This is a genomic window from Kitasatospora phosalacinea, assembly GCF_000716545.1.
GTDB lineage: Bacteria > Actinomycetota > Actinomycetes > Streptomycetales > Streptomycetaceae > Kitasatospora > Kitasatospora phosalacinea.
This window is the reverse complement of sequence record NZ_JNWZ01000001.1, coordinates 37,743-60,467: the sequence shown is the minus strand read 5'-3', so window position 1 is coordinate 60,467 and position 22,725 is coordinate 37,743. Positions and strand designations below refer to the sequence as shown.

The following is a 22,725-nucleotide window of genomic DNA, read 5'->3' as shown; positions in this document are numbered from 1 at the left end:
CGTTCCCGGGCGGCTCTCGAACGGCGCGTCCTCACACCACGACGAGCGTCTCCAGCGGTGCACCGTGCAGGTGCGGGGCGAGCTTCGCGCGCCCCGTCAGGAAGCCGAGCTCCATCAGCACCACCACGCCGACCAGCTCGGCCCCGGTCTCCTGGACCAGGTCCAGCGAGGCCGCGATCGTCCCGCCGGTGGCCAGCACGTCGTCCACCACCAGGACCTTCTCGCCCGGCTCGAACGCGTCGCACTGGACCTCCAGCGTCGCCGACCCGTACTCCAGGTCGTACGAGCGGGAGAACACCCGGCCGGGCAGCTTGCCCTTCTTGCGGATCGGGACGAACCCGAGCCCGGCGGCGAACGCGGCCGGGGCGGCGAGGACGAACCCCCGCGCCTCCAGCCCGACCACCTTGGTGGCGCCGAGCTCCACCGCCCGCGAGGCCAGCGCCCGGGTCAGCGTGCCGAACGCCTCGGCGTCGGCCAGCAGGGGGGCGATGTCCTTGAACAGGACGCCCGGCTTGGGGTAGTCCTGCACGTCCCGGATCCGGCTGTTGAGCAGCTCGGAGAGGGCGGGATCGGTGGTGGAGGTCACGGGGGTTCCTTCGCGGAGGGTCAGCGCTTGCCGGACGGTCGGCCCTTGCCCCGGGCGCGGCCGGTCGGCTGGTTACGCTGTCCGACCATACCGGCCGCGACCTCCTCGCCGGTGCCGTCCGCACTGTCGGCATCCTCACCGTCGGCGCCCCTGTCCCGGCCCTCGGCCGCGGCCTTGGCCTCGGCGGCCCGGCGCTGGGCGACCCGCTTGGCCAGCGCCTTCATGTCCGGGGCCTGCTCCTTGAGCTGCGCGAGCAGCGGGGTGGCCACGCAGATGGAGGAGTAGGCACCGGCGGCGAGGCCGATGAACAGGGCCAGCGAGATGTCGTTCAGGGTGCCGGCGCCGAGCAGGCCGCCGCCGATGAACAGCAGCGCGGAGACCGGCAGCAGCGCCACGACCGTGGTGTTGATGGAGCGCACCAGGGTCTGGTTGAGGCCGTGGTTGGCGGCCTCGCTGTAGGTGCGGCGGTTCTGCTTGGTGAGGCCCCGGGTGTTCTCCTTCACGGTGTCGAAGACGACGACCGTGTCGTAGAGCGAGTAGCCGAGGATGGTCAGGAAGCCGATCACGGTGCCCGGGGTGACCTCGAAGCCGACCAGGGCGTAGACGCCGATGGTGATCAGCAGGTCGTGGATCAGGGCGACCAGGGCGGCCAGCGCCATCCGCCACTCGAAGGCGATCGCCATGTAGACGGTGACCAGGACCATGAAGACGATCAGGCCGGTCAGCGCCTTCTTGGAGATGTCGGCGCCCCAGGAGGGGCCGATCACCTGGGCGTTGATGTCCTGTTCCTGGACACCGATCGCCTGCGAGAACTCCTTGGTGAAGGTGGTGGCCGGGATCGACTCCTGGGCGCTGACCTGGATCCGGACGTCACCCTTGTCCGTGGTCTGCGCCAGGGCGGTGTGCGAGCCGATGATCCGGTCGGCGGTGTCCTTGGCCTGGGAGGCCGACAGGCCGGGCTTGTGCACGGTGTAGACCGAGCCGCCCTTGAACTCGATGCCCAGGTGCAGGCCCATGGCCAGGCCGATGGCCGCCACCAGGACGATGACCCCGGAGATCGAGTACCAGATCTTCCGCTTGCCGACGAAGTCGAAGGAGACCTCGCCCTGGTAGAGGCGGTGACCGATGTTGCGGAGCGACATGGGTCAGACCTCCTGGGTGGTGGTGGGACGGCGGCGGGAGCTCCGCAGCGGCGGGCGGGCGCCGAGCCGCTTCGGGTCCAGGCCGGACCACGGGTGGCCGCTGGCGAAGAACTTGGTGCGGGCGAGCAGGCTGATCAGCGGCTTGGTGAACAGGAAGATCACCACGACGTCGAGCAGGGTGGTCAGGCCCAGCGTGAAGGCGAAGCCCTGCACCTTGCCGACCGACACCAGGTAGAGCACCGCGGCGCAGAGGAAGGACACGAAGTCCGAGACCAGGATGGTGCGCCGGGCCCGCGGCCAGGCGCGCTGCACGGCGGCCCGGAGCTGGGCGCCCTCGCGGACCTCGTCCCGGATCCGCTCGAAGTACACGATGAACGAGTCGGCGGTGATGCCGATCGCGACGATCGCGCCGCAGACCGCGGGCAGGTTCAGCGCGAAGCCGATGCCCGCGCCCAGCAGGCTCATGATCGACCAGGTCAGGATCGCCGAGACGACCAGGCCGGCGATCGAGACCAGGCCCAGGCCGCGGTAGTAGACCAGCGAGTAGGCGACCACCAGGACCATGCCGATCAGACCGGCGACCAGGCCGGCCTTCAGCTGCTCGGAGCCGAGCTGCGGGGAGACCGTGGTGACGTCGCTCTTGACGAAGTCCAGCGGGAGCGCGCCGTAGCTCAGCACGTTCGACAGCGACTTGGCCTCGTCCGAGGTGAAGGTGCCGCTGATCACGGCGGTGCCGCCGGTGATCGACTCCGACACGTACGGGTGCGAGACGACCTGGCCGTCCAGCACGATCGCGAACTGGTTGGCCGGGGAGGACTGGGTGGCCAGCTGCTTGGTGGTGTCGGCGAAGGCCTTGGAGCCGGTGTCGTTGAACGACAGGTCGACCATCCAGCCCTTGCCGGTCTGGTTGTCGTACACGGCCTGCGCCTTGGTGACGTCCGAGCCGTTCACGGCGACGCCGCCGAGCACGAACTTGTACCAGAGGCCCTGCTCGGCGTCGTACGAGCAGGCGAGGGCCGGCTTGGTCGGGTCGCTGGTCTGGTAGTTGAGGCGCTGCGCCTTGTCGGTGCAGTCCAGCGCGGCGTACTTCTGCTGCAGCGCGGCGGTCTCGGCGTCCGGGGTCGGCGCGGCGGCGGGGGCCGAGGCCTCGCCGGAGGCGCCGGCCGAGGCGCTCGGCTGGGCCGGGGCGGACCCGGAGGCGGAGGCGCCCGCGGAGGCGGAGGCCGTCGGGTCGGCCTGCAGCGCGCCGGAGAGGGCGCGGCCGGCCTTGGTGGCGGAGGCGGAGGCGGAGGCGCTCGCGGGGGCGGAGGCGCCGCTGCCGGCGCTCGCGGAGGCGCCCGCGCTCGGGGCGGCCGAGGCGCCCGCGGAGGCGGAGGCGGACGGGTCCGGCTGCTGCGCGGCCACGCCGGACGGCTCGGCGGTCAGCACCGGGCGGAAGTAGAGCTTGGCGGTGTCGCCGACCTTGTCGATGGACTGCTGCGTGTTACCACCGTCGGGGATGTTGACGATGATGTTCGCGTTGCCCTGGGTCTGCACCTCCGCCTCGGAGACGCCCATGCCGTTGACGCGCTTCTGGATGATGTTGACCGCGGTGTCCAGGTTGGTCTTGTTGACCGCGGAAGGATCATCCGACTTGGCGGTCAGCGTGACGCTGGTACCGCCCGCGAGGTCGATACCGAGACGTGGCTTGGTGCTGTCCGTCCCGAACATGAGGGCCACAAGGCCGACGGTGACCACCAGGATGAGCGCCAGCGCCCGTCCCGGGTATCCGTCGCGCGACCGCGACTTGGGTGTTGCCACCTTGCTCGTTTCTCCCTGTCCATGCCGCCCGGCGGCCGGCCTCCGGCCCCGCGCTGGGCGGGGCCGGAAGGCGGCGGACGCACGACGGCCCAAGAGGTCCTGTTGGGCTTGCGGCGGATGCCGCTCGGTCGAGGGTGCCCCGACCGTACTACTTGCTCTCGGGAGCCTCGGCGTCGGCCTTCGCCTCGTCCTTGGACAGGCTCAGCGGCTTCTCGTCGGCGTCCGCGCCCTCCACGGCGTCCGCGCCGGCCGGGTCCTCGACGGCCTCGTCCTCGGCGGGGCGGCCGTTGATGATCGCGTCGTACTCCAGCGGCTCCAGGACGGCCGCGATCGCGCCCTTGGTGTAGTGGGCCACCACACCGGGGGCGACCTCCAGCTCGACGGTCTCGTCGTTGACCGCCTTCACCAGCGCGTACATCCCGCCGATGGTGCGGACCCCCGAGCCGGGCTGCAGGGCGGTCTGCATGCTCTGCATCTGGGCCTGACGCTTCTTCTGCGAGCGCATCATCAGGAAGATGGCGAGGAGCGGGAGGAGAAGGATGATGAATTGCACAGCCAGGGTCCTTTGTAGGCCGCCGGGGTGGCAGCCAGTGCGTATACGTCGGCCCGTCGGGTGACTGGGGCGGTCCGGCGGAGTCTAGGCGACCCGCACTGAACGGACAACGCCAAGCATGCCAGTGTGCCGCCGGAAGTGGCGAGCCTTGGCATGCACATAAACTCCCGATAAGGCGCCGGTGTTATGCCTGGCCGTCGCCCCAGAGGCCGTTCTGCTGAACGTTCCGCGCCGCCCCCGGCGCCCCCGGTGCCTGCGGCGGGGTCAGCCCCAGGTGCTGCCAGGCCGCCGCGGTGGCGATCCGCCCGCGCGGGGTGCGCGCCAGCAGGCCCTCCCGGACGAGGAAGGGCTCGGCCACCTCCTCGACCGTCTCCGACTCCTCGCCGACCGCCACCGCCAGCGTGGACAGGCCCACCGGGCCGCCGCCGAACAGCTTGATCAGCGCCTCCAGCACCGCCCGGTCCAGCCGGTCCAGGCCGCGCGCGTCGACCTCGTAGACCTCCAGCGCCCGCGCGGCGATCTCCCGCGAGACCAGGCCGTCGTGCCGGACCTGCGCGAAATCCCTCACCCGGCGCAACAGCCGGTTGGCGATCCGGGGCGTGCCGCGCGAGCGGCCGGCGATCTCGGCCGCGCCCGCCGGGTCGATCTCCACGTCCAGCAGGCCCGCCGAGCGGTGCACCACCCGCTCCAGCTCGGCCGGGGCGTAGAACTCCATGTGGCCGGTGAAGCCGAAGCGGTCGCGCAGCGGCGGCGGCAGCAGGCCGGCCCGGGTGGTCGCGCCGACCAGGGTGAACGGCGGCAGCTCCAGCGGGATCGCGGTGGCGCCGGGGCCCTTGCCGACGATCACGTCGACCCGGAAGTCCTCCATCGCCATGTAGAGCATCTCCTCGGCGGGCCGGGACATCCGGTGGATCTCGTCGAGGAACAGCACCTCGCCCTCGGTCAGCGAGGACAGGATCGCCGCCAGGTCGCCCGCGTGCTGGATCGCCGGGCCCGAGGTGATCCGGATCGGGGCGTTCAGCTCGGCCGCGATGATCATCGACAGGGTGGTCTTGCCCAGCCCGGGCGGGCCGCTCAGCAGCACGTGGTCCGGCGCCGAGCCGCGCTTGCGGGCCGCCTGCAGGACCAGCGAGAGCTGCTCGCGCACCCGCTCCTGCCCGATGAACTCCTCCAGCAGCTTCGGCCGCAGCGCGGCCTCCACCGCCTGGTCCTCGCCGTCGGCGGACGCCGTCACCAGGCGGTCAACGGGGTCGGACTCGTACGGGCTCATCGGAAAACCGCTCTCCATGTCGACTTGGTGACGTGTCGTCACATTGCTTCGGCGCTGTTCAGCGGGCCCGGTTCAGCCCGCGCAGGGCCAGCCGCAGCAGGGCGCCGACGTCCGGCACGGACTGCGCCTCGGCCTCCGGTGCCACCCGGGCCACCGCCTCGTCCGCCTCCCGCGGAGCGTAGCCCAGGCCCACCAGCGCGGAGTGCAGCTGCTCGTGCCAGGGTGCCGGGCCGGACGCCACCGGCTTCTGCGCCGGGACGGTGCCGTGCGGGGCGCCGAGCTTGTCCTTGTACTCCAGCAGCAGCTTGGCCGCCTTCGCCTTGCCGATGCCGGGCACCGCGATCAGCGCCCTCTCGTCGCCGGCCGCCACCGCCACCCGCAGCGCCTCCGGCGAGTGCACCCCGAGGATCGCCTGGGCCAGCTTCGGACCGACCCCGGGCGCGGCCTGCAGCACCTCGAACGTGGCCCGCTCGTCGTCGTCGGCGAACCCGAACAGCGTCAGCGAGTCCTCCCGGACCACCAGCGAGGTCGCCAGCCGGGCCGGCTCCCCCACCCGCAGCGCGGCCAGCGTGGCCGGCGTGCACTGCACCGCCATCCCCACCCCGCCGACCTCCACCACGGCCACCCCGGCCCCCAGCACCGCAACCGGGCCCTGCACGAAGGCGATCATGGCGAAGTCGTTCCTCTCGATGGTTCCGATGCTTGGTGCGTCCCGGGCCGTCAGGGGCGCGGGGAACTTCGCGGGCGGCCCGGCGCCCCGGCACCGTGCCACGAGCCGCCGGTACCGTGGGCCTTGATCGCGGCCGTGAGGCGGTTGGTGGTGCCGCCGCGCCAGATGTGGCAGATGGCCAGGGCGAGGGCGTCCGCCGCGTCGGCGGGCCTGGGCGGGGCGTCGAGCCGCAGGATGCGGGTGACCATGGCGGTGACCTGGGCCTTGTCGGCCCGGCCGGAGCCGGTGACGGCGGCCTTGACCTCGCTGGGGGTGTGCAGCGTGACGGGGATGCCGCGGCGGGTCGCGCACAGCACGGCGACGGCGGAGGCCTGCGCGGTGCCCATCACGGTGCGGACGTTGTGCTGGGCGAACACCCGCTCCACGGCGACGAGTTCGGGCGAGTACCGGTCGAGCCAGGACTCCAGGCCCTGTTCGATGGCCAGCAGCCGGGGGCCGATCTCGTCCTCGGCGGGCGTGCGCACCACGCCGACGCCGAGCATCGCCAACTGCCGCCCCGGCAGCCCTTCGACCACTCCGACGCCGCACCTGGTCAGCCCGGGGTCCACACCCAGCACTCGCACGGCGCCACCTCTCCTCGACCTGCGCAGGTTACCCCCGGCCACCGACAACCGGCCCCGGACACGCTTCCGCCCGGCAGCCACCAGCGGCCACCGGGCGGGGGACGACCGGGGATCAGGCGTCCAGCTCGGCCATGATCTCGTCGGAGACGTCGAAGTTGGCGAAGACGTTCTGCACGTCGTCGCTGTCCTCCAGCGCGTCGATCAGCTTGAAGATCTTGCGGGCGCCCTCGGCGTCCAGCTCGACCTGCATGCTGGGGACGAAGTTGGCGTCGGCGGAGTCGTAGTCGATGCCCGCGTCGACCAGGGCGGTGCGGACCGCGACCATGTCGGTGGCCTCGGACATCACCTCGAAGGCCTCGCCCAGGTCGTTGACCTCCTCGGCACCGGCGTCCAGCACGACGTCCAGGATCTTGTCCTCGTCCACGCCGTCGGCCTTGGGGACGATCACCACGCCCTTGCGGTTGAACAGGTAGGAGACCGAGCCCGGGTCGGCCATGCTGCCGCCGTTGCGGGTCATCGCCACGCGCACGTCGGAGGCGGCGCGGTTGCGGTTGTCGGTGAGGCACTCGATCAGGACGGCCACGCCGTTGGGGCCGTAGCCCTCGTACATGATCGTCGAGTAGTCGGCGCCGCCGGCCTCGGCGCCGGAGCCGCGCTTGACCGCCCGGTTGATGTTGTCGATCGGGACGGAGCTCTTCTTCGCCTTCTGGATGGCGTCGTAGAGCGTCGGGTTGCCGGCCGGGTCACCGCCGCCGGTGCGGGCCGCCACCTCGATGTTCTTGATCATCTTGGCGAAGAGCTTGCCGCGCTTGGCGTCGATCGCGGCCTTCTTGTGCTTGGTGGTAGCCCACTTAGAGTGGCCGGACATCGCCAGCTCCTTTTCGTCGCCAATGGGAAATGAACAGGGGAGATCTTACCGGTGCCGCACCATCAGGTGGCACACGGTCACCGCGCCGCCCGGGGCGCTCAGCGACCGGCGGCCTCGACCATCCGCACGAAGTACTCGTGGACGCGGTGGTCGCCGGTCAGCTCCGGGTGGAAGGAGGTGGCCAGCAGGTTGCCCTGGCGGACCGCGACGATCCGGGCGTCCGGGCCGTCCGCGGCCGGGACCTCGGCGAGCACCTCGACGCCCGCGCCGACCGCCTCGACCCAGGGGGCGCGGATGAACACGCCGGTGACCGGGTCGCCGGCCAGGCCCGTGAACGGGATGGCGGTCTCGAAGGACTCGTTCTGCCGGCCGAAGGCGTTGCGGCGGACGGTCATGTCGATGCCGCCGACGGTCTCCTGGTCGTCCCGGCCGTCCAGGATCTTGTCCGCCAGCATGATCATGCCCGCGCAGGTGCCGTACACCGGCATGCCGGCCGCGACCCGCTCGCGCAGCGGCGCCATCAGGCCGAACAGCACGGCCAGCTTGGAGATGGTGGTGGACTCGCCACCGGGCATCACCAGGGCGTCGACCTCGGCCAGCTCCTCCGGACGGCGCACCGGCCGGGCCAGCGCGTCGGCGGCGGCCAGCGCCACCAGGTGCTCGCGGACATCGCCCTGCAGGGCCAGGACGCCGATGGTGGGGGTGCTCACGGTCTCACTACCTCTTCGTTCTCGAACTACAGGGCCCGGACGCCACGCAGCGGCCCGCCGTGCCGGGAACTCGCACGGCGGGCCGGACGCGTGGGCGCTTACCAGCCGCGGTTGGCGTAGCGCTCGGTCTCCGGGAGGGTGTCGCAGTTGATGCCGACCATGGCCTCGCCCAGGTTGCGGGAGGCGTCCGCGATGATCTTCGGGTCGTCGAAGAAGGTGGTGGCCTTGACGATGGCGGCGGCGCGCTTGGCCGGGTCGCCCGACTTGAAGATGCCGGAGCCGACGAACACGCCCTCGGCGCCGAGCTGGCGCATCAGCGCGGCGTCGGCCGGGGTGGCCACGCCGCCCGCCGAGAACAGCACGACCGGGAGCTTGCCGAGCTCGGCGACCTCGCGGACCAGCTCGTACGGGGCGCGCAGCTCCTTGGCGGCGGCGTACAGCTCGTTGTTGTCGAAGCCGCGCAGCTTGGCGATCTCGTTCTTGATCTGGCGCAGGTGGCGGACGGCCTCCACCACGTTGCCGGTGCCGGCCTCGCCCTTGGAGCGGATCATGGCCGCGCCCTCGGCGATCCGGCGCAGCGCCTCGCCCAGGTTGGTGGCGCCGCAGACGAAGGGGGTGGTGAAGGCCCACTTGTCGGAGTGGTTGACCTCGTCGGCCGGGGTGAGCACCTCGGACTCGTCGATGTAGTCGACGCCCAGCGACTGCAGGACCTGGGCCTCGACGAAGTGGCCGATCCGGGACTTAGCCATCACCGGGATGGAGACCGCGTCGATGATCTCCTCGATCATGTTCGGGTCGGACATCCGGGCCACGCCGCCGTCCTTGCGGATGTCGGCCGGAACCCGCTCCAGGGCCATGACCGCGACCGCACCGGCGTCCTCGGCGATCTTCGCCTGCTCGGCGTTGACCACGTCCATGATCACGCCGCCCTTGAGCTGCTCGGCCATGCCGCGCTTGACGCGGGCGGTGCCGACCTGGGGCTGCTCGGCGGAAGTGGGGGTGGTGGACACGTAAGACCTCACTCAGGGATGAACCGGTGCTATCGGTCTATCGTAGGCCCGGAGACACCACGACCCATACGCCACATGGTCCAGGGCCGTCCCCGGCGTACGACAATCAGGCCAGCGACCCGGCTGCGGCAGGAAACGGGTTCAGCCTACGCGGGCGCGCCCTCGGGCGTGAGTGCCGCCGGGGGTTCGTCGTCCATCTCGAAGGCCAACGGGAACGGGGCGCTCCCCGCCAGCCGGAAGTAGCGCACCAGCCGGTGCTCGCGCACCGCCCGCGCCGCCCGCACCGCGTCGTTGTGGAAGCGCCGCGCCATCGGCACCCGGCGCACCGCCTCGACCAGGTCGCGCACCGCCTCCTCGCCGCCCGGCGCCTCGCGCACCGCGGTGACCTGCTCCGGCTCGTCCAGCACCGCCCGCAGCGCCAGGCTCAGCTCGCTCTCGGCCACCTCGCGCTGATCGGGCTCGGCCTGCCGGGCCGCGTGCGCCGCCTCCAGCAGCACGATCGACGCGGCCGGGTCGAGCAAAGAGGAGGTGGCCAGCTCCACCGCCACCGAGGCGCGGCGCAGCAGTTGGGCGTCCAGCGAGGCCCGGGCGGCGTCGATCCGGGCGTGCAGCCGGTCCAGCCTGCCCGCCGTCCAGCTCAGGTAGACGGCGAACAGTGCGACGGCCGCAACGGCCCAGATCCAGGTAGCCACGGGGCGCTACGGTACCGGCTCAGCCGAGCCCGAGGGTCGCCGAACGGTAGGCGGCGCTGTCCAGTTCGCCCACCGCGACGGTGGCCTGCACCGGCCCGGCACCCGCCCCCAGGTACGCGGGCAGCGCCGCCAGCACCGCCTCGCTCAGCGCCGCCTTGGCCGCCGCGCTGCGGCCCGGGAAGATCTCGACCCCGATCGCGACCAGCGCGAACGTCTCGGCGTCCGCCCCGACCACGGCCTCCTCGGTGCGCCGGAACCGGGTCTTGCAGCTGTCCGCCTTGGCGTCCAGCAGCTTCACCGCCAGCCGGTTCAGGGCCAGGCCGAAGCCCCGCCGGTCGAAGGCCCCGGCGAGCCGGTCGGTGTAGTCAACGGTGATCAACGGCATGCGGGGCTACCTCTTCCGGACGGGACTGGTCAACGACTCGGACGCGGACGGCGGCCGGACGGTTCGACCTCGGCCACCGGCGGCCGCCCGTCGGTGACCGTCTCGTACACCGAGAGCACCTCGGCGCCGACCGTCTCCCAGTCGAAGCGCCGCACGTGCCGGGACGCCGCCTCGCGCAGCGCCAGCAGCCGCTCGGGGCTGCCCAGCAGCTTCACCGCCGCGGCGGCCAGCGCGTCCGCGTCCTCCACCGGGAACAGCTCGCCGGCCGCGCCGCCGTCCAGCACCTGCCGGAACGCGTCCAGGTCGCTGGCCAGCACCGGCGCGCCGGCCGACATCGCCTCGACCAGGATGATGCCGAAGGACTCGCCGCCGGTGTTCGGCGCCACGTACAGGTCCACCGAGCGCAGCAGCCGCGCCTTGTCCCGGTCCGAGACCATGCCGAGGAACTCGACCTGCGCCCGCACCTCGGGCGCCAGGCCCGCCACCGCCTCCTCCTCGTCGCCCCTGCCCGCGACCAGCAGCCGCACGCCCGGGCGCTCGGCCAGGATCCGCGGCAGCGCGGCCAGCAGCGTCGGCAGGCCCTTGCGCGGCTCGTTGATCCGGCCGATGAAGCCGATCGTGCCCGGCCCGCCCCCGGCGGCGCCGCCCTGCCAGCGCGGATCCGGCTCGGCGTCCGCGAAGAACCGCACGTCCACGCCGTTCGGGATCACCACCGCGTCCCCGCCCAGGTGCTCCACCAGCGTCCGCCGGGCGTACTCCGACACCGCGATCCGGCCCGACATCTTCTCCAGGCCCGGCTGCAGGATCGGCGAGGCCGCGATCATCGCCCGCGAGCGCGGGTTCGAGGTGTGGAACGTCCCCACCATCGGACCGGTCGCCGCCCACGCCGCCAGCATCGACAGCGACGGCGAGTTCGGCTCGTGCACGTGCAGCACGTCGAACCGGCCCTCGCGCAGCCAGCGCCGCACCCGGGCCGCCGACAGGAACCCGAAGCTCAGCCGCGCCACCGACCCGTTGTACGGCACCGCCACCGCCCGCCCCGCCGAGACCACGTACGGCGGCAGCGCCTCCTCGTCCTCGGCCGGCGCCAGCACCGACACCTCGTGCCCGAGCCGGATCAGGTGCTCCGCCAAGTCCCGGATGTGGAACTGCACCCCGCCGGGCACGTCCCAGTCGTACGGGCACACCACGCCGATCCTCAACGCTCCGCCCCCCGCGGCGTCAGGTCGGACAGCCACAGCTTCTGCAGCATGTGCCAGTCCACCGAGTGCTCGCGGATCGCGCCCGCCCACACGTCCGCCATCGCCTGGGTCATCGCGGCGGCCTGCTCCTGCCGCGACCCCTCGCCGGACGGCTTCACCTCCGGGTGCACCTCGGCCCGCAGCACCGGACCGTCGTACCAGAGCGACACCGGGAACAGCGCCGCCCCCGTCCGCTGCGCCAGCGCCGCCGGACCGGCCGGCATCCGGGTCGGCTCGCCGAAGAAGTCCACCCGGATCCCGGCCTCCGAGAGGTCCCGGTCGCCCACCAGGCACACCAGCTTCCCCTCGCGCAGCCGCCGCGCCAGCGTCCCGACCACCGAGACCTGGGAGCCGGTCAGCGCCAGCACCTCCATGCCCAGGCTCTCCCGGTACGCCACGAACCGGTCGAACAGCGACTCCGGCTTCAACCGCTCGGCGACCGTGGTGAACGGGAGCCCGCCCGCCGAGGCGATCCACGCCCCCGCCAAGTCCCAGTTCGCCATGTGCGGCAGCGCCAGCACCGCGCCCCGCCCCGCCGCCATCGCCTCGTTCAGCTGCTCCAGGTTCTTCACCGTTATGGCGCCGGCGATCCGCTCCCGGCTCCAGGTCGGCAGCCGGAACGACTCCATCCAGTACCGCATGTACGAGCGCATCCCGGCCCGGGACAGCTCCCGCAACCGGATCCCGTCCGCGTCCGGGTGCACCCGCGACAGGTTGGCCTCCAACTGCCGCACCCCCTTGCCCTGCCGCCGCCACGCCGCGTCGGCGATGGCGTCGAACAGGCGCCGGGCCACCGGCTCGGGCAGGTGCTTCAGCCCCGCCCAGCCCGCCGCGTAGGCGGCGTCGACCAACCGTTCCTTCACTTGCCCCCCTCGGCGGCGGCCGCCGCCTCCAGTTCCGCCGACTCCCGGCGCACGGTCAGCATCCGCTGCGCCACCGTCACCAGGCTGCCCGCCGCGACCGCCCACAGGGCGATCGGCAGCAGCCACTCGATGTACGGCACCCCGAACTTGTGCAGGCCCGCGAACCCGGCCGCGGTCAGGCTGATCACCAGCCGCTCGGCCCGCTCCACCAGCCCCGAGACGTTCACCGGGAAGCCCAGCGACTCGCCGCGCGCCTTGGTGTACGACACCACCTGGCCGCTGGCCAGGCAGAAGATCGACACCGCGCACAGCAGGTCGTCGTTCCCGCCCCCGGCGTACCACATCGCCAGACCGCCGAAGATCGCCGCGTCGGCGACCCGGTCCAGCGTCGAGTCCAGGAACGCGCCCCACTTGCTGGAGCGGCCCGCCTGGCGGGCCATGTTGCCGTCCACCAGGTCGGAGAAGATGAACAGGGTCACCGTGATCACGCCCCAGAAGAACTCCCCGCGCGGGAAGAACACCAGGGCGCCGGCCACCGACCCGGCCGTACCGATCAGCGTGACCGCGTCCGGACTGACACCCCACCGCAGCAGCAGCGCGGCGAACGGGGTGAGGACACGTGTGAAGAAGGCACGCGCGTACTTGTTGAGCATGGCCTTCCGGTCCGCTCCGCTCCTCGGATTGGCACCCGCGGACCGCTCGCCCGCCGGGCGGCCGCGCGAATGGACCCGCCCGGCTGGACAATGGTATCCACGCTGATCGAGCGGCAGGAGGCCAGCCATGCCGGACCGGACGGCCCACACCCCCGCACCACCCGCCGACCGCCCCGACCTGCTCCGCAACGTGGTCCTGGTCGGCGCCGGCGGAGCCGGGAAGACCACCCTCGCCGAAGCACTCGCCCGCACCGCCGGCGTCCTGACCAGACCGGGAACCGTCCCCGACGGCACCACCGCCGCCGACTGGGAGGACATCGAGCACCAGCAGCAGCGCTCCGTCCAACTCGCCCTGCTGCCCCTGCCCTGGCGCGGCCTCAAGGTCAACCTGGTCGACGCCCCCGGCTACGCCGACTTCGCCGGCGAGCTCCAGGCCGCCCTGCGCACCGCCGAAGCCGCCCTGTTCGTCCACTCCGCCGCCGACCCCGACGTCCCCGGCCCCGTCCGCGCCCTGTGGCGGCAGTGCGAGGACGCCCGCCTCCCCCGCGCGATCGTCCTCACCCACCTGAACACCGCCCGGGTCCGCCTCGACGACGTCCTGCGGACGCTCCAGGACACCCTCGGCACCCCCGACACCGTCCGCCTCCTGCACCACGTCGACCTGCGCGACGGCCACCTGCACGGCGGCACCGACCTGCTCACCGGCCGGACGTACGGCACCCCCGAGGACGCCCCCGCCCCGGACGACGAGCGCGCCCGCCTGGTCGAAGCCCTCGCCGGCGAGGACGACGCCCTGCTCGCCCGCTACCTCGACGGGGAGCCGCTCGACACCGCCGCCCTCACCGCAGGACTGCGCCGCGAACTGCTGGCCGGCACCCTGCACCCCGTCCTCGCCACCGCCCCCGACGGCACCGGCTGCGACGCCCTGCTCGACCTGGTCGCCGACGCCTTCCCCTCCCCCGCCGACCGCGTCGACGACCTCCCCGCGGCGGACCCGGACGCGCCCCTGACCGCCCAGGTCGTCCACACCGGCGAGGACCCCTACCTCGGCCGGCTCAGCCTGCTCAAGGTCTTCGCCGGCACCCTGCGCCCCGACACCGCCGCCCACCTCCCCGACGGCACCGAGGAGCGCCTCACCGCCCCGCACAGCCCGTTCGGCCGCCAACTGCGCCCCGTCCCGCACGCCGTCGCCGGAGACCTCGCCACCGTCACCAAGCTCACCACCGCCCGCACCGGCGACACCCTCACCACCGGGGACACCGTCCTACCGCCCTGGCCGCTGCCCGAAGCCCTGCTCCCCACCGCCGTCCGGGCCCGCTCCAAGGCCGACGACGACCGGCTCTCCCAGGCCCTCGGCCGGCTCTCCGCCCAGGACCCGGCCCTGCGCGTCGAACAGAACCCCGACACCGGCCAACTCGTCCTGTGGTGCACCGGCGAGGCCCACCTCGCCGTCACCCTCGACCGCCTCACCCACCGCCACGGCGTCCACGTCGACGCCGTCCCCTACGAGGTCGCCCTCCGCGAGACCTTCGCCGCCCCCGCCGACGGCCACGGCCGGCACGTCAAACAGTCCGGCGGCCACGGCCAGTACGCCGTCTGCGACCTCACCGTCGAACCGCTGCCCGGCGGCGGCTTCGAATTCGTCGACCGCGTCGTCGGCGGCGCCGTCCCCCGCCACTTCGTGCCCTCCGTCGAGAAGGGCGTCCGCGCCCAACTCGCCCAGGGCCTGCGCGGCCACCCGATGACCGACGTCAAGGTCACCCTCACCGACGGCAAGGCGCACTCCGTCGACTCCTCCGACGCCGCCTTCCAGACCGCCGCCGCCCTCGCCCTCAAGGAAGCCGCCGACCACACCTCGGTCGAAGTCCTCGAACCCGTCGACGAAGTGCGCGTCCTGCTGCCCGACGAGTACCAGGGCGCCGTCCTCACCGACCTCTCCGCCCGCCGCGGACACGTCCTGGGCACCGAGATCGGCGGACCCGGCCTCAGCCTGGTCCGCGCCGAAGTGCCCGAACTCGAACTCGTCCGCTACCCGCTCGACCTGCGCTCGCTGTCGCACGGAACCGGCCAGTTCACCCGCGCCTACCTGCGGCACGCACCGATGCCCGCCCACCTCGCCGCCCGGCACACCGCCGGCTGAACCCCGGCCGCCGGGGCCCCGCTACGACCGGCGCGGCAGCGCGCACGCCGGAGTGCCGCCCGGCATCCGGTCCCGGTTCTCCGCCACCCAGCGGTAGACCGCCTCCGCCACCGGCCGCACCGGCGCCAGCGCCAGCACCCCGCCGGCCCACGCCCACAGCCCGCCCGACCGCATCAGCAGCCGCGCCACCGCTTGCGCCCCGCCGTACACCCGGCGGTCCGGCGTCACCCAGAGCACCTCCCGCGAGGCCCGCTCCGCCGTCACCTCCCCGCCGGTGAACTCCTCCAGCGCCGCCATGTCCGCGAACTGGAACGCCACCGCCTCCCAGCCCGCCGAGGACAGGCTCTGCCGCGGGTAACGCTCCGCCCACCGCACGCAGCTGGAGCAGAACGCGCAATCACCGTCGAAAACCAGCACCGGCCCCGGTGCGTACGCACTCGTCATGCCCGTGATACTCCACCTCCTCGGCACCCGCCGACAAACCGGGGGCGTCGAAGCCGCCCGCACGGGGCAGCATCTCCCCGAAAACGCCGAGCACGGCCGATATGTGACCCGGGATCAGCCGATGATCCGCACGGCCCGGCCCCCGCACGGTAACCTGCCGCAGATCGATCAGGGGAGAAGGAGCTGCACAGGTGACTCAGCTCGACATGACGCCGGGCGCACAGGTACCACGCTCGGACGTCGGGAACCAGACCGCGGTCACGCAGGCGTTCTCCTCCGCCGCCTACCGCACCGGCGACGTCACGGAACTCGAGGCGCTCGCCGGAGTCACGGTCAAGAAGGGCAAGTTCGCGCTGTTCCGCCCCAGCGCCGGCGAAGCCTTCAGCCGCGCCCTGATCGACCGCACCCTCGGCGGCGGCCGCAAACCGCTGGTCCCCTCGCACGGCACCGACGTCCGGCTGGTCGTCGAACACTGCCTCGCCGCCCAGGACCTGCGCGAGGCCCGGGACCGCAGGCTGGCCGGCCTGAGCCTGTTCTTCGGCGTGCTGTTCCTGCCCGGCACCCTGGTCTGGCTCGCCGCCTACCAGGCCCGCGCCTGGCTCGGCAGCAAGAAGTCCGCCGCCCGCGACGGCTTCATCGGCACCCTGGCCCTGCTGCTCGCCCTCGCCCTCGCGCTGTACCTGCTGGTCATCCCGCCCTACTCCGGCCCGCTCGGCCTCTACCTCCGGGTCGTGATGCTCGGCCCCGCCCTCGGCTGGTACCTCGCCAAGCGCACCGTCGTCACCAGCGTCATGGAGCAGCGCGCCCGCTGGGGAGACCTGGTCGGCGGCAGCCCGGTGGCCGCCGTCGTCCCCAAGGCCGTCCCCAAGGACCACCTCGACAAGAAGGCCAACGCCCTCAAGGCCGGTCTGGACCGCCTCACCACCGAGCAGGCCACCAACATCCAGCACTACGCCGGCCCCAAGGGCATCCTCGGCATCGGCGCCCGCTGGTCCGAGTGGTCCATGACCGAGGACCTCCGCCCCGCCGAGGGCCACGACGACTTCCGGACCTTCCACGTCGCCGACCTCACCCGCCGCATCGCCGACCGCCTCTCCGGCCTGACCAGCAGCGACGTCCCCAACGGCGGCCTGCCCCGCCCGCAGATCAGCCACTGGGTGGTGCTGGACATCGGCGAGGGCGCCGACGAGATCGGCCGCCCCTCCGGCCCCGACATGGACGGCGACCGGATGCGCGACTTCGCCGTCCAGGAGCTCGCCAGCAAGCAGAGCCTCGGCACCGACACCCGGCACCGGATCGCCGTCCAGTTCGTCCTGCACAAGGGCCAGTTGGTCGCCACCATCGTCATCAACGTGATGGTGCTCTCCCGCAACCTGCAGATCCACGTCACCCCGCACACCCTCGGCCCGATCAACGGCTACTTCACCGCCAAGCCGAAGGTCCCCGAGAAGGACGTCCCCAAGACGCTGGTGTTCTGGGAGAACCGCACCGTCCAACTCCCGGTCGTCACCGACGACGAGGTCGTCCGGCAGGCCGTCCGCGCCCCCTTCCACAAGGTCCCCGGCCTGCTGAAGTGGCTCGGCGGCTCGATCGCCTTCCCCGAACCCCTCTGCCTGCGCCAGGCCTGGGCCGACCCGACCTGGAACAGCCGCTACAAGTCCGACGACACCATCTACCTGCCCCGCCCCGTCGTCGGCATCATCCACGCCGCCGTGATCGAGTTCCTCGAGGAGCACGACGTCGCCGTCGACCGCTTCACCAACCGCTCCAACATCCTGCGCAGCGAGATCCAGGGCTCCCGCCCCTACCGCGCCGACAAGTACGACGCCGGCTGACCCGGCCCGGCGCGGACGAGCAGCAGGGGCGTACGGGGAACCTCCCGTACGCCCCTGAACGCTTCCGTCAGACCGGCCACACCTCGGACAGCATCTTCCGGGTGTCCCCCAGCAGCTGCGGCAGGACCTTGGTGTGCCCCACCACCGGCATGAAGTTGGTGTCCCCGCCCCAGCGCGGCACCACGTGCTGGTGCAGGTGCGCGGCGATCCCCGCTCCGGCGGCCGCCCCCTGGTTCATCCCGATGTTGAACCCGTGCGCCCCCGAGGCCGCCCGCAGCGCCGTCATCGCCTTCTTGGTGAACTCCCCCAGCTCCGCCGTCTCCGGCCCGTCCAGCTCGGTGTAGTCCGCGACGTGCCGGTACGGCACCACCATCAGGTGCCCGCCGTTGTACGGGTACAGGTTCAGCACCGCGAACACCGACTCCCCGCGCTGGACGATCAGCCCCTCCTCGTCACTCAGCTTCGGGATCGAGCAGAACGGACAACCGTCGTCGGGAGCCGGCCCGGTGGGCTTGTTCTCGCCCTGGATGTACGCCATCCGATGAGGTGTCCACAGGCGACGGAAGCCGTCCGGCTCCCCCACGCCCCGCTGCAGTTCCGGCTCACTCGTCATGCCCGCCAGCATATGCGCCACAGCCCACGAACAGAGCAGTGCGGGGCGGACTCCCCAAGGAGTCCGCCCCGCACCTCGCTCAGGCCCGTCCCGCCGGGATCAGACCTGCACCCGGCTGCGCACCGCCTCGACGATCTCGGCGATCGCCTCGGCCTTCGGCACGCCGTTCTTCTGCTCGCCGCTGCGGTAGCGGAACGACACCGCGCCGGCCTCGACGTCGTCGTTGCCCGCGATCAGCATGAACGGGACCTTGGTCTTCTGCGCGTTGCGGATCTTCTTCTGCATCCGGTCGTCCGAGGTGTCGACCTCGACCCGGATCCCGTGCTTCTTCAGCTCGGCCGCCACGTCCAGCAGGTACGGCACGTGCTCGTCGGTGATCGGGATGCCGGTGACGGTGACCGGGGCCAGCCACGGCGGCATGGCGCCCGCGTAGTGCTCCAGCAGCACCGCGAAGAAGCGCTCGATCGAACCGAACAGCGCCCGGTGGATCATGACCGGACGCTGCCGCGAACCGTCCGCCGCGGTGTACTCGAGGTCGAAGCGGTTCGGCAGGTTGAAGTCGAGCTGCACGGTCGACATCTGCCAGGTCCGGCCGATCGCGTCGCGCGCCTGCACCGAGATCTTCGGGCCGTAGAAGGCCGCGCCGCCCGGGTCCGGCACCAGCGGGAGGCCCTGCTTCTCGGCCACGCTGGCGAGGACGGCGGTGGCCTCCTCCCAGTCCTCGTCCGACCCGACGAACTTCTCCGGGTCCTTGGTGGACAGCTCCAGGTAGAAGTCGTTCAGGCCGTAGTCGCGCAGCAGGTCCAGCACGAAGGTCAGCGTGCGGTCCAGCTCCTCGGCCATCTGCTCGCGGGTGCAGTAGATGTGCGCGTCGTCCTGGGTGAAGCCGCGGGCGCGGGTCAGGCCGTGCACGACGCCGGACTTCTCGTAGCGGTAGACCGTCCCGAACTCGAAGAGGCGCAGCGGCAGTTCGCGGTAGGAGCGGCCGCGCGCGTCGAAGATCAGGTTGTGCATCGGGCAGTTCATCGGCTTGAGGTAGTAGTCGACGCCCTCGTCCAGCTGCATGGGGGGGTACATGCCGTCGGCGTACCAGTCGAGGTGGCCGCTGGTCTCGAACAGCTTCCCCTTGGTGGCGTGGGGGGTGTAGACGAACTCGTACCCCTCCTCCTCGTGGCGCTTGCGCGAGTAGTCCTCCATGGTGCGGCGGATGATGCCGCCCTTGGGGTGGAAGACGGCGAGGCCGGAGCCGATCTGCTCGGGGATGGAGAACAGGTCGAGCTCGTTGCCGAGCTTGCGGTGGTCGCGCTTGGCGGCCTCCTCGAGGAAGTCGAGGTGGGCCTTGAGCTCGTCCTTGGTGGGCCACGCGGTGCCGTAGAGGCGCTGCAGCATGGGGTTCTTCTCGCTGCCGCGCCAGTACGCGGCGGCGGAGCGCATCAGCTTGAAGGCCGGGATGTGCCGGGTGCTGGGCAGGTGCGGGCCGCGGCAGAGGTCGCCCCAGCAGAGCTCGCCGGTCTTCGGGTCGAGGTTGTCGTAGATGGTGAGCTCACCGGCGCCGACCTCGACGTCCGCGCCCTCGCCAGCGGTGGCGGCCGAGCCCTTGAGGCCGATCAGTTCGAGCTTGTAGGGCTCCTTGGCGAGCTCCTCGCGGGCGGCCTCGTCGGTGACCACGCGGCGGGAGAACTTCTGTCCCCGCTTGATGATCTCCTGCATCTTCTTCTCGATGACCTTGAGGTCGTCCGGCTGGAAGGGCCGCTCGACGTCGAAGTCGTAGTAGAAGCCGTCGCGGACGGGCGGGCCGATGCCGAGCTTGGCCTCGGGGAAGACCTGCTGGACGGCCTGGGCCATCACGTGGGCGGTGGAGTGCCGCAGGATGTCGAGGCCGTCGGGGCTGGAGATCACGACGGGTTCGACCTCGTCGCCGTCCCGGACGGCGTAGGCGAGGTCCTTGAGCTGGCCGCCGACCCGGGCGGCGATCACGGCGCGGTCGTCGGCGAAGAGCTCGGCGGCCGTAGTGCCCGTGGTCACCACGCGCTCTTCCCGATCGGGTTCGCGGTTGATGATGATCCGGACGTCCGTCACCGGTCTCTCCTGACGTTCTGGCTACCGTGGTGCAGCAGAACCGCTGCACCGTGCATGGTACCGAGCCGGGCCGCGTCCCCGTCGCCGAGGCCGGAGCGCCACCGCCGTGATCATTCGGTCACTTTCCGCCACGATTCGGACGTCGCGGGCGGTTGACCGGCCTCCGAGTGCGGTATCACTTCAGCACGGTGCGGCCGCTGCACCGGTCCTCGGTGGCAGCGGCGCCCGGCAAGGACCGTGCGGCGTCTGAGGGGGCGTCATGCAGCAGCTGGGTTCCTGGTATCACGGTCCGCTGGCGTCCTTCGACACCGAGACGACGGGTGTCGACGTCGAGCGGGACAGAATCGTTTCGGCCGCCCTGGTGGTGCAGCCCGCGCCGGGCGGCGCGGCCTCCGTCCGGACGTGGCTGGCCGATCCGGGCGTGCCGATCCCGGAGTCGGCCCGGGCCGTGCACGGCATCTCGGACGAACAGGTGCGGGCGCACGGGCGGCCGCCGCGCGCGGTCGCGGTGGAGGTCGCCCGGGCGCTGGCCGAGCAGTCCAGGGCGGGCGTGCCGCTGGTGGTGATGAACGCCCCGTACGACCTGACGCTGCTGGACCGGGAGTTGCGCCGGCACGGGGCGGGTTCGCTGCCGGAGGTGCTGGACGGCGCGGAGCTGCTGGTGCTGGATCCGCGGGTGCTGGACAAGCAGTTCGACCGCTACCGCAAGGGCCGGCGCACCCTGACCGACCTGTGCGCGCACTACGGCGTGGAGTTGGTGGGGGCGCACGACGCGGCGGCGGACGCGCTGGCGGCGATGGAGCTGGTGCGGGCGGTGGCGGCCCGGCACGAGCGCCTGGGTGCGCTGTCGCCGGCCGAGCTGCACCTGCGGCAGGCGGTGTGGCACGCGGCGCAGGCGCGCGGCCTGGAGCGGTGGTTCGAGCGTGCGGGGTCGCCGGAGCACGTGGACACGGCCTGGCCGATGCGTCCGGCCCGGTGCCGCTGCGGCGAGCGCCTGGAGCCGGGCCACGCCTGCGAGTTGGCGGCCTGACGCCCCCTCGGGAGCGTCGGGTGCGGAAAAAGCCGCAGGCCCCGACGGCGTGGTCGGGGCCTGCGGTGTGCTCGGTGGGCGATACTGGGATCGAACCAGTGACCCCTTCGGTGTGAACGAAGTGCTCTCCCGCTGAGCTAATCGCCCGGGCAACGAGAAGAACTCTAGCACCACTTGGGCCCGGGTTCACAATCCGTTCCACGGACGGTCCCCCAGTTCCCGTTCCGGGAGGGCACGTTGAATGCTCGTCAGAACTCCGGCCGGAGCGCGCGGAAAAGGCGTAGGGCTCCGACCTGATAAACAAGTCGGAGCCCTACGCCTGTGCATTCCGGTGGGCGATACTGGGATCGAACCAGTGACCCCTTCGGTGTGAACGAAGTGCTCTCCCGCTGAGCTAATCGCCCGGGTGCAGGGAAAACATTACCCCATCCGCGCGGGTGCTCCGAACAACCCCGCCGCCGCCGGGCCCGCCGCCCGGACGCTCCTCTCCGACGACGACTCGACGACGACCCGGCGACGACCGGGGCCGGGCCGCCACCGATCCGGGGCCGGCCCGGCGGCCGCCCCGGCAGCGGCTCCGACCAGCGGCTCAGGTCGGCGCCCCAGGCCGACGGCCCGCGCCGGACACGGCGGGTGACGGCTCCGGCCGGGCCGCTCGCCGGGCCGGAGGCGCCGGGGCCCGGCCGGGGCGCCGGCCGGGCCAGGTTCGTGGGTTCCTCCAGTCCGCCTCGGCCCGTCCCGGTGCGACCGCCGGTAATGCCCTGCCGTTACCGGCCCGCCGTCCGGGCCGCCGGAGCCGCCGGGGGATTCCGCAATGCGCCGGAAGGGGTACGACTCGCGCCGGAATCGGGACAGACGGGTTTACACCGGGCTTTCAGGTGGGATGGTCCGTTCGCCGACGTGCGATTCCCCGAGCGCACACTGAGCGAAAGGCCCTGGCGCTTATGAACACCACGGTCAGCTGCGAGCTGCACCTGCGCCTCATCGTGTCCAGCGAGTCGTCACTGCCCGTCCCCGCGGGCCTGCGCTACGACACTGCCGACCCCTATGCCGTGCATGCGACGTTCCACACCGGAGCCGACGAGACCGTGGAGTGGGTGTTCGCCCGCGACCTCCTCGCGGAGGGGCTGCACCGACCGACCGGTACCGGCGACGTCCGGGTGTGGCCGTCCCGCAGCCACGGTCAAGGCGTGGTTTGCATCGCCCTGAGCTCTCCGGAAGGAGAGGCCCTGCTGGAAGCCCCGGCCCGGGCGCTTGAGTCCTTCCTCAAGCGGACGGACGCCGCGGTGCCACCCGGTACCGAACACCGCCACTTCGACCTCGACCGGGAGCTGTCCCACATCCTCGCCGAGAACTGAACCCCGTACGAGTACGCCCGCCGTCGCGCGGCGGCGGGAACGCCTCGATGCGCACCGTCCTACTCGGGGGCACGGTCGCAGCTCGCAGCCGCCACGGCGGCCTCGGGGTCAGGCCCCGGGTGCCCGCTCCCACCGGAGTGGACACCCGGGGCTCAGTCGC

Annotated in this window: 22 protein-coding genes and 2 tRNA genes; 4 read left to right on the top strand and 20 right to left on the bottom strand. The window is 72.3% G+C overall.

Annotated elements, in window-relative coordinates; genetic code table 11:
• Window positions 1-31 precede the first annotated feature (31 nt).
• From OO48_RS00305 to pgsA, 15 genes are all read right to left on the bottom strand, one after another.
• Window positions 32-586, bottom strand: coding sequence for an adenine phosphoribosyltransferase (locus OO48_RS00305; RefSeq protein WP_033211576.1), 555 nt, complete (start codon window positions 584-586; stop codon window positions 32-34).
• A 20-nt stretch (window positions 587-606) separates the two neighbouring features.
• On the bottom strand, window positions 607-1,728 hold the full coding sequence (gene secF, locus OO48_RS00300) for a protein translocase subunit SecF (RefSeq protein ID WP_033211574.1): 1,122 nt from the start codon (window positions 1,726-1,728) through the stop codon (window positions 607-609).
• 3 nt (window positions 1,729-1,731) lie between these two features.
• On the bottom strand, window positions 1,732-3,528 hold the full coding sequence (secD, locus tag OO48_RS00295) for a protein translocase subunit SecD (RefSeq protein WP_033211573.1): 1,797 nt from the start codon (window positions 3,526-3,528) through the stop codon (window positions 1,732-1,734).
• A 148-nt stretch (window positions 3,529-3,676) separates the two neighbouring features.
• Window positions 3,677-4,081, bottom strand: coding sequence for a preprotein translocase subunit YajC (gene yajC / locus OO48_RS00290; RefSeq protein WP_033211572.1), 405 nt, complete (start codon window positions 4,079-4,081; stop codon window positions 3,677-3,679).
• Window positions 4,082-4,265: 184 nt separating this feature from the next.
• On the bottom strand, window positions 4,266-5,351 hold the full coding sequence (gene ruvB, locus OO48_RS00285; protein WP_033211570.1) for a Holliday junction branch migration DNA helicase RuvB: 1,086 nt from the start codon (window positions 5,349-5,351) through the stop codon (window positions 4,266-4,268).
• A gap of 58 nt (window positions 5,352-5,409) precedes the next feature.
• Window positions 5,410-6,021, bottom strand: a complete 612-nt coding sequence (gene ruvA / locus OO48_RS00280) for a Holliday junction branch migration protein RuvA (RefSeq protein WP_033211568.1) — start codon at window positions 6,019-6,021, stop codon at window positions 5,410-5,412.
• A gap of 50 nt (window positions 6,022-6,071) precedes the next feature.
• Entirely contained in the window at window positions 6,072-6,644 is a 573-nt protein-coding gene (ruvC, locus tag OO48_RS00275; protein WP_033211566.1) for a crossover junction endodeoxyribonuclease RuvC, read from the bottom strand.
• Between the two features lie 112 nt (window positions 6,645-6,756).
• Window positions 6,757-7,512: a YebC/PmpR family DNA-binding transcriptional regulator gene (locus tag OO48_RS00270; protein WP_033211564.1), complete on the bottom strand. Its 756-nt coding sequence runs from the start codon at window positions 7,510-7,512 to the stop codon at window positions 6,757-6,759.
• Window positions 7,513-7,610: 98 nt separating this feature from the next.
• Window positions 7,611-8,222: a pyridoxal 5'-phosphate synthase glutaminase subunit PdxT gene (gene pdxT, locus OO48_RS00265; protein ID WP_033211562.1), complete on the bottom strand. Its 612-nt coding sequence runs from the start codon at window positions 8,220-8,222 to the stop codon at window positions 7,611-7,613.
• Window positions 8,223-8,320: 98 nt separating this feature from the next.
• Window positions 8,321-9,232 carry a pyridoxal 5'-phosphate synthase lyase subunit PdxS gene (gene pdxS / locus OO48_RS00260; protein WP_033211561.1) on the bottom strand — a complete coding sequence of 304 codons (912 nt, stop codon included), beginning with the start codon at window positions 9,230-9,232 and terminating at the stop codon, window positions 8,321-8,323.
• A gap of 146 nt (window positions 9,233-9,378) precedes the next feature.
• Window positions 9,379-9,924, bottom strand: a complete 546-nt coding sequence (locus tag OO48_RS00255; RefSeq protein ID WP_033211560.1) for a LemA family protein — start codon at window positions 9,922-9,924, stop codon at window positions 9,379-9,381.
• 19 nt (window positions 9,925-9,943) lie between these two features.
• Entirely contained in the window at window positions 9,944-10,309 is a 366-nt protein-coding gene (locus OO48_RS00250) for a 5-carboxymethyl-2-hydroxymuconate Delta-isomerase (protein WP_033211558.1), read from the bottom strand.
• 29 nt (window positions 10,310-10,338) lie between these two features.
• Window positions 10,339-11,511, bottom strand: a complete 1,173-nt coding sequence (locus OO48_RS00245; RefSeq protein WP_033211556.1) for a glycosyltransferase — start codon at window positions 11,509-11,511, stop codon at window positions 10,339-10,341.
• Window positions 11,508-12,413: a phosphatidylinositol mannoside acyltransferase gene (locus OO48_RS00240; RefSeq protein ID WP_033211554.1), complete on the bottom strand. Its 906-nt coding sequence runs from the start codon at window positions 12,411-12,413 to the stop codon at window positions 11,508-11,510. The genes OO48_RS00245 and OO48_RS00240 overlap by 4 nt, the downstream gene beginning before the upstream one ends.
• Window positions 12,410-13,066, bottom strand: a complete 657-nt coding sequence (pgsA, locus tag OO48_RS00235) for a phosphatidylinositol phosphate synthase (protein WP_033211553.1) — start codon at window positions 13,064-13,066, stop codon at window positions 12,410-12,412. The genes OO48_RS00240 and pgsA overlap by 4 nt, the downstream gene beginning before the upstream one ends.
• Before the next feature lie 127 nt (window positions 13,067-13,193).
• Here pgsA and OO48_RS00230 point away from each other — a divergent pair, with 127 nt between their 5' ends.
• The gene (locus OO48_RS00230; protein WP_033211551.1) at window positions 13,194-15,206 is read left to right on the top strand and encodes an elongation factor G; all 2,013 of its coding nucleotides are present in this window, start codon (window positions 13,194-13,196) and stop codon (window positions 15,204-15,206) included.
• A 21-nt stretch (window positions 15,207-15,227) separates the two neighbouring features.
• On the opposite strand, the gene OO48_RS00225 is transcribed toward OO48_RS00230, so the two are convergent.
• A complete protein-coding gene (locus OO48_RS00225) occupies window positions 15,228-15,650 on the bottom strand; it encodes a thiol-disulfide oxidoreductase DCC family protein (protein WP_033211549.1) in 423 nt (140 codons plus the stop codon).
• 191 nt (window positions 15,651-15,841) lie between these two features.
• Between OO48_RS00225 and OO48_RS00220 the strand changes: the two genes are divergently transcribed.
• Window positions 15,842-17,485, top strand: coding sequence for a hypothetical protein (locus tag OO48_RS00220; protein WP_157845351.1), 1,644 nt, complete (start codon window positions 15,842-15,844; stop codon window positions 17,483-17,485).
• Window positions 17,486-17,552: 67 nt separating this feature from the next.
• On the opposite strand, the gene OO48_RS00215 is transcribed toward OO48_RS00220, so the two are convergent.
• Both OO48_RS00215 and thrS read right to left on the bottom strand, forming a co-directional pair.
• Window positions 17,553-18,110 carry an HIT family protein gene (locus tag OO48_RS00215; protein WP_033211545.1) on the bottom strand — a complete coding sequence of 186 codons (558 nt, stop codon included), beginning with the start codon at window positions 18,108-18,110 and terminating at the stop codon, window positions 17,553-17,555.
• Between the two features lie 87 nt (window positions 18,111-18,197).
• Window positions 18,198-20,177, bottom strand: coding sequence for a threonine--tRNA ligase (gene thrS, locus OO48_RS00210; RefSeq protein ID WP_033211543.1), 1,980 nt, complete (start codon window positions 20,175-20,177; stop codon window positions 18,198-18,200).
• A gap of 268 nt (window positions 20,178-20,445) precedes the next feature.
• On the opposite strand from thrS, the gene OO48_RS00205 reads away from it, so the two are divergent.
• Entirely contained in the window at window positions 20,446-21,207 is a 762-nt protein-coding gene (locus tag OO48_RS00205; RefSeq protein ID WP_051731580.1) for a 3'-5' exonuclease, read from the top strand.
• A gap of 75 nt (window positions 21,208-21,282) precedes the next feature.
• Here OO48_RS00205 and OO48_RS00200 read toward each other — a convergent pair.
• Both OO48_RS00200 and OO48_RS00195 read right to left on the bottom strand, forming a co-directional pair.
• A tRNA-Val gene (locus OO48_RS00200) sits at window positions 21,283-21,354 on the bottom strand.
• Window positions 21,355-21,539: 185 nt separating this feature from the next.
• Window positions 21,540-21,611 (bottom strand) — tRNA-Val (locus tag OO48_RS00195).
• 540 nt (window positions 21,612-22,151) lie between these two features.
• Here OO48_RS00195 and OO48_RS00190 point away from each other — a divergent pair.
• On the top strand, window positions 22,152-22,565 hold the full coding sequence (locus tag OO48_RS00190; RefSeq protein WP_030459107.1) for an SsgA family sporulation/cell division regulator: 414 nt from the start codon (window positions 22,152-22,154) through the stop codon (window positions 22,563-22,565).
• Window positions 22,566-22,725: the final 160 nt, after the last annotated feature.